The organism is Aquaspirillum serpens DSM 68 (assembly GCF_000420525.1).
GTDB lineage: Bacteria > Pseudomonadota > Gammaproteobacteria > Burkholderiales > Aquaspirillaceae > Aquaspirillum > Aquaspirillum serpens.
Window position 1 is genome coordinate 1 of the sequence record NZ_ATVC01000091.1, and the last position, 6,394, is coordinate 6,394.

Annotated in this window: 6 protein-coding genes; 3 read left to right on the top strand and 3 right to left on the bottom strand. The window is 50.2% G+C overall.

The genetic code is table 11. The features are described 5' to 3' along the window. Positions 1-224, top strand: a 224-nt coding sequence (locus G465_RS16290) for a zinc ribbon domain-containing protein (protein WP_155846566.1), incomplete at its 5' end; no start/stop codon positions are given. An 82-nt stretch (positions 225-306) separates the two neighbouring features. After that, a complete protein-coding gene (locus tag G465_RS0112275) occupies positions 307-1,128 on the top strand; it encodes an enoyl-CoA hydratase (RefSeq protein WP_281166796.1) in 822 nt (273 codons plus the stop codon). Here G465_RS0112275 and G465_RS0112280 read toward each other — a convergent pair. Genes G465_RS0112280 through nadB form a run of 3 tightly spaced genes read right to left on the bottom strand, consistent with a single transcriptional unit; the run spans position 1,125 to position 5,237 of the window. Beyond that, positions 1,125-1,901 carry a gamma-glutamyl-gamma-aminobutyrate hydrolase family protein gene (locus tag G465_RS0112280; protein WP_022654743.1) on the bottom strand — a complete coding sequence of 259 codons (777 nt, stop codon included), beginning with the start codon at positions 1,899-1,901 and terminating at the stop codon, positions 1,125-1,127. The genes G465_RS0112275 and G465_RS0112280 overlap by 4 nt on opposite strands. A 15-nt stretch (positions 1,902-1,916) precedes the next feature. Next, a complete protein-coding gene (locus tag G465_RS0112285) occupies positions 1,917-3,596 on the bottom strand; it encodes a PHA/PHB synthase family protein (RefSeq protein WP_022654744.1) in 1,680 nt (559 codons plus the stop codon). 33 nt (positions 3,597-3,629) lie between these two features. Then, the gene (gene nadB, locus G465_RS0112290; RefSeq protein WP_022654745.1) at positions 3,630-5,237 is read right to left on the bottom strand and encodes an L-aspartate oxidase; all 1,608 of its coding nucleotides are present in this window, start codon (positions 5,235-5,237) and stop codon (positions 3,630-3,632) included. A gap of 166 nt (positions 5,238-5,403) precedes the next feature. Between nadB and G465_RS15965 the strand changes: the two genes are divergently transcribed. Next, a partial coding sequence (locus G465_RS15965) for a hypothetical protein (protein WP_211213782.1) occupies positions 5,404-6,394 on the top strand: 991 nt, incomplete at its 3' end.

The following is a 6,394-nucleotide window of genomic DNA, read 5'->3' on the forward strand; positions in this document are numbered from 1 at the left end:
GCACTTGTCCGTGCTGCGGTCACGTCAGCGCAGACAACCGGCAAACACAAGCCCGCTTTGTCTGTGTCGAGTGTAGTTTCGAGGAAAACGCCGATGTGGTCGGCGCGATCAATGTTCTAAGGGCGGGACACGCCCGGTTCGCCTGTGAAGTGAGCGGTGCAGCAATGCCGCCAGCAGCAGGAACCCACCGAAGCGACTCAGGTGCGGCTCAATGCCGTGTCTGAGCGCCGTAGGAATCTCCGGCCTTCAGGCCGGGGAGGATGTCAACTTGTCGCGAAGTCTCCGTTTAAAACGCCACGCTTTGCTGTGGCGTTTTTTGTTATCCTCTGTTTTCGCTACGCGAATAATAAGAGGAGAAATCGCATGTCTTTTGTATTACGTCACGAGCAAGACGGAATTTGTACCCTAACACTCAACCGCCCACAGCAATTCAATGCCTTATCGTGTGAGGTGTTAACTGAACTACAAACGCAATTAACCGAAATTCAAAATAATAAAAACATCAAAGTCATTGTGTTAACAGCAGAAGGAAAAGCGTTTTGTGCTGGGCATGATTTGAAGGAAATGTGTGCTTTTCCTGATCAAAATACCTGCCTTGATCTATTCCAACAATGTAGCGCGGTGATGTTACAGCTCACACAACTACCTCAACCCGTGATTGCCAAGGTTCAAGGTTTGGCGACTGCGGCAGGGTGTCAGTTGATTGCTGCATGTGATTTAGCGGTGGCAGCAGAGCATACACGGTTTGCCGTATCAGGCATTACACTGGATTTATTCTGTTCGACCCCTGCGGTGGCTTTGTCACGCAATATTGGTCGTAAACGTGCTTTAGAAATGTTGTTTACCGGCGAATTTATTGATGCAGAAACCGCCTTAGCATGGGGATTGCTCAATCGAGTTGTGCCTGCTGACCAGCTCGATCAAACAACCCTAACCCTTGCACAGAATATCGCCGCTAAATCAGCCGCCGCGATTGCGATTGGTAAACGCGGTTTTTACCAACAAATTGAACAAGATTTGGCCACCGCCTACCAAACGGCTGCTGCGATCATGGCAGAAAACTTTTTCTATCCTGACACCAAAGAAGGCATTACCGCCTTTGTCGAAAAGCGGCCAAAACGCAGCTAACGAGCACGGCGTGCGGCATCCAGAAAAGCTTCTAAAATTGGCGTGCAATCGAGTAATCGTCGATGGCCGTGGTAGACGTGAAACTCTGGATGCCATTGCACGCCGCAAACAAAGCTGCGGCCTTTGCGTGAAATCGCTTCCACTACGCCATCAGCTGATGTTGCTTCAATCTCTATCTCGCGCCCTAATTGCTTAACTGCTTGATGATGAATAGAAATGACCTCGCCGCTGACCTGTCCCATACAACCCACCAAGCGGCCATTGCCTTGAAAACTGATGGTGTGGTGATGGTGGTCATACGCTGGGGTTTCGTGTGCTAGGCTTTGTGGTAATTGTGTTGGAATATCTTGGTATAACGTCCCACCATAGGCCACGTTAATCAGCTGCATCCCACGACAAATCCCCAACACCGGTTTACCTGCCTCGACAAATTCATGCAGTAACTCCATCTCATAAGCATCCCGCACCGCATCGCCTTGCCAACGCGGATCGATGGCTTGTTCATGATAGGTGTGTGGGCTGACATCCGCGCCACCCTGTAACACCAAACCATCCAAAAATTCGGCATAGTCTGACAGTCTGATATTGCTTCGTAACATAGGGCTATCATGCAAAATAGATGGCACCATTAACACCATCACATTGCGAGACATCACCCAATGAGCTACCGATTGTTCAAGATATTGCAAACTCTTACTCATCAAGCCGGTTTTACCCGCTTCTGGATGATATAAACGTGCTGACATCCCAATTTTCAATGTCTTGTAGCCCATGATGGGTGGCTCCTGTTAGTGTTCTAACACATAGCGTCCGGGTGCAGGGCAAATGGCAGGGTAACGATTAGAGCTCAGTTGTGGGCTGATGTCGGTTTCTGCTTTGCCGTTCATCCAATTCACCCACGATGGCCACCATGAACCATTAACTGGTTCTTGTCGCGCAAACCATGCCGGATGAGGTTCGCCTGTTTTGACATCCCCTTGCCAATAGCGCCGTTTTGAATTCGGTTTAGGAGGGTTCACAATCCCCAAAATATGCCCCGAAGACGACAAAGTAAATTGGACTGGGGCATGAGGGGTATGTTCTGTCAGGTGCCAAGTTTGTTTCCATGGCGCAATATGGTCTTCTTCTGCCGACACCATAAACAACGGCGTTTTGATTTTGCGTAAATCAATTTTTTGCCCAGCAATCGTCAAGGCATTCGGTTGAGTCAATTTATTGTGGAGATAGAACTCACGCAGATAAAAAGAATGCATGGCACACGGCATCCGTGTGCTATCCATATTCCAATATAAAATGTCAAATGGCTGTGGTGTTTCACCAAATAAATAGTTTTCGACCCAATAGTTCCAAATCAAACTATTGGCCCGCAACATGCGGAAACTGGCCGCCATGTCTTTACCATCTAAATAGCCTTTTGCCTGCATTTTACGCTCGACAAAAGACAGCCCTTCTTCATCCAAGAAAACTTCAATATCACCTGGGCGGGAGAAATCGGTCAGGGTGGTTAACAAGGTTGCGCCGGCAACTTCATCACCTCGTTTTTGTGCCGCTAACCATGCCAAATAGACCGTAGTCAGGGTGCCGCCAATGCAATAGCCAGTGAGCAATACTTGTTCACTTTGCTGAATGTCTTTGGCTACTTGCACAATGCGGTCAATGCCCTCGGTGATGTAGTCATCAAATCCGACGTCTTTATCATCGGGGCCGGGGTTTTTCCAACTGGTCACAAAGACGGAAAAGCCTTGGCTGACCAAATACTGAATCAGGCTCTTTTTATTGTCTAAGTCTAAAACATAGTATTTGTTAATCCACGGCGATACGATGACCACTGGGATTTGTTTCACCGTGGGTGTGGTTGCCTCGTAGTGGATAACTTCCAATAACCGCCCACGATAGACCACTGCCCCCGGTGTGGTTGCCAGATTTTTCCCGACTTGGAAAGCACTTAAATCGGTCATGGCAATATCACCGCGTGCCGCATCGCGTAAGAAGTTGCGCCAACCTTCGCTTAAACTTTTACCACCGCTTTCCTGCGCTTTGCGCTGTGCTACCGGATTGGTCAGGAAAAAGTTGTTGGGGGCGAGCGCATTTAGCCCTTGCCGCAACCAAAACGCACTGCGACTGCGTTCTTTATCGCTTAATTCTGGCGTGCGATAGAGGGCATCTTGCAGCCAGTGGGTGTTTAATAAGTACCACTGCTTTAACAAATCCCAGCCTAGTTCTTGCCAAACTGGATCTTTAAAGCGTTCATCTTCGGCTTGAGGGGGGCAAACCGGCGGTAATTCTGTGCCGAGACAACGTGCTGCGGCATAGCTGTTTAATTTACCGACTTGTTGCCACCATTCTTGCCAGCTAGCTGCCAGTTCCTCGGGGTGTTTCCACCATGCCAATGCCGCTTTGCGCGTGATTGCCTGTAGGCCGAACGGGTCGAGTTGTTGTTGCCACAAAGTGCTCATTGTTTGAATCATCGCCGTTTTCTTTCCCAAATAAATGAAAGTCCGCTACGCAATCGGGACATGATCGGCTCGGCCAGCAAGAATGGTTTCTTCTGCTTCCGGTAACAAATCGGGATAGTCGCGGCTAAAGTGCAGGCCACGGCTTTCGTGCCGTTGCATGGCAGAACGTACGATTAACGCTGCCGTATCGACTAGATTACGCAATTCGATTAAATCATTTGAAACATGGAAGTGACGGTAATATTCCGTGATTTCTGTCCGCAATAATTCAATAAGATGTAATGCGCGCTCGAGTCTTTTCGTTGTTCGCACGATACCGACATAATCCCACATACAGCGCCGTAGTTCATCCCAATTATGTGAAATCACCACTTCTTCATCGGGGTCGGTGACGCGGCTGTTGTCCCAATCGGGAATGCTTGGAATCAAAGTCGGGCCCGAGGCAAGGATGGCACTGGCGGCGGCGCGGCCAATCACCATACATTCTAATAATGAGTTAGACGCTAAACGATTGGCGCCATGCAAGCCGGTGCACGACACTTCACCGACGGCATACAGACTTTCGACATCGGTACGGCCTTGCAAATCGGTGATTAAACCACCGCAGGTGTAGTGTGCCGCAGGGACAACCGGAATTGGCTCTTTGCAAATATCAATGCCTAAGCTCAGACAATGGGCGTGGATGGTCGGGAAGTGTTCGCGGATAAAGCTTTCTGGTTTGTAAGAAATATCCAGATAAACACAGTCGAGGCCATGTTTTTTCATTTCGAAATCAATCGCCCGCGCCACTACGTCACGCGGTGCTAATTCTGCCCGTTCATCGTGGGCGGTCATAAAGCGGGTGCCATCTGGCAGCCGTAAAATACCGCCCTCGCCGCGCACCGCTTCGGAAATCAAAAACGATTTTGCATGGGGGTGATACAAGCATGTCGGATGGAATTGGATAAATTCCATGTTGCCGACACGACAGCCCGCACGCCACCCCATCGCAATGCCATCACCAGTCGCGGTGTCGGGGTTGGTGGTGTAGAGATAGACTTTGCCAGCGCCGCCGGTTGCCAGCACGGTATGAGCCGCCGATAAAGTAATGACTTTATCAGTGTGTTTATCTAATACATACGCCCCAAAGCAGCGTTTTCCTTTGAGTCCTAAACGGCGAGCGGTGATTAAGTCAATCGCCAGATGGTGTTCAAATAGGCTGATGTTGGGATGGGCTTTGATTTTTTGCCCTAAGGTTGAGGTAACCGCCGCGCCAGTGGCATCGGCAGCATGAATAATCCGGCGGTGGCTGTGTCCCCCTTCACGGGTGAGGTGGAAACCACGATAGCTACTGACTTCGCTGTCGGCATCGCGAGTAAAGGGAACGCCAAGTGAGATCAGCCAATCAATGGCGGATTTGGAGTTTTCGACAATGAAGCGGGTGGTATCGGGGTTGCACAAACCAGCGCCTGCAATCAGGGTGTCGCCGATGTGGTCTTCAACTGAGTCATCAGTATCTAATACTGCCGCAATGCCACCTTGCGCCCACGAAGAACTGCCTTCCAATAAACTGCGTTTAGTGACCAACGCTACGCGCCGTGTTTCGGCTAAATGCAGCGCCAACGTCATTCCCGCCAGCCCACTACCAATAATCAGAACGTCAAATGAATGCATGGTGTTTGTTTGCAAAATGAAAAAGCACACCCGAGGCATTGTACGCTGATGCAGTGCAAGATGGGGATGCTGTTGATGATGGGTAGAAAAAGCAGGGGGGATTGACAAAGATCGTAGCTGTGCTAAACCTTTATATTTTGTCATACAAAATCAAGGATAGAGATAGATGAGCACAGTACCCCCTGTTCCAAGAAGACGTGGACGTCTACGTCTAGCTGTTGTTAAAACAGTTGAAATGGGTCTTGTTGATCCTGTGGAAATCAATCGCCCCCTACGGATCCTGATTCCTTTGAATCATGGAATGATAATAGATCGTTATCGTTTGCAGAAAATTTTTCAATTTGCTGAAAACTATTCCGAATCAGATTTGAAGAATGCTCAGTTGATGGCAGATGACGATGTGGTAACTGGGTTTTTTGAGGCTAACCTCAGCACATTCCAACCATTTTTCAGATCATTTCCGCAACAATGGATATGTGCTGTTGTTGATCGTGATGATAAAGAAACCATTGTGGTGCCGGAAACTAGGTTGGTGTATTGCAAACGATTCAAGTTGTTGGCGATAGCCGATGAAAATAGTTTGCCAGAGTTGATAGAAAGTTATATTCAACAAGGTTTAATATCGGTTAAAAATGCTTATCCCGTGATGCGGCGGTTTGATACTTCTTTGCCAGGGGTGACAATCACGGGAGGGATGAAGAGTCAACTATCCGCGGGAGATTATTCAGAAGTAATTGTTGGAGACGAGGGCACCGCCACCGCTGGAGATGGGGGCACCGCCACCGCTGGATGGCATGGCACCGCCACCGCTGGAGATTGGGGCACCGCCACCGCTGGAGATGGGGGCACCGCCACCGCTGGAGATGGGGGCACCGCCACCGCTGGAGATGGGGGCACCGCCACCGCTGGAGATTGGGGCACCGCCACCGCTGGAGATGGGGGCACCGCCACCGCTGGAGATCAGGGCACCGCCACCGTTGGAGACGAGGGCACCGCCACCGCTGGATGGTATGGCACCGCCACCGCTGGAGATCAGGGCACCGCCACCGCTGGAGACCAGGGCACCGCCACCGCTGGAAATCAGGGCACCGCCACCGCTGGAAATCATGGCACCGCCACCGCTGGAAATCATGGCACCGCCACCGCTGGAGATCATG